Genomic DNA, 489 nt, shown 5'->3' on the forward strand with positions numbered 1-489 from the left:
AGTTGGAATCGCACTTGCGGACCCTAACAGACAAACATCGTATTCTTTAATCGCTTCCTCAAAGGCATTGACCGATAATGCATCAATCTTGCATTCAATCCCTTTGCTCGCGGCAGCTTGCTCCATTTTCTTGACCAGCATACTCGTTGACATGCCCGCACTACAGCATAACAAAATCTTTTTCATTGCTTATTTTCCCTTGTTCAAAATCTGACCTAAAAACTGTAGCAAAATAAATCCATGCAAAAAGCAGCAACCGGTTGCATTGTTCGTGAACGAAATCTCATTTCGAACAATTAACCCTATTTTTAGATTGGCAATCATGGATAGGATAATAACCAAGAAGAGAGCAACGCCTTTGATTAATCGTTATTTAATTAGCGAATATAAAAACATTTTTATCAATATAAAACTAGCAACGTCATTATTAATTAATTTCAAAAAGGATATAAAAATGAAATTAAAAAAACTGGCTTTAACTTACATGCT

General features: G+C 35.0%; 1 pseudogene. It reads right to left on the reverse strand.

Annotated elements, in window-relative coordinates:
• A pseudogene (locus CIK04_RS30435) lies at positions 1–186 on the reverse strand (PTS sugar transporter subunit IIB); the annotation flags it as partial.
• Positions 187–489: the final 303 nt, after the last annotated feature.

This window comes from Vibrio sp. 03_296 (genome assembly GCF_002265885.1).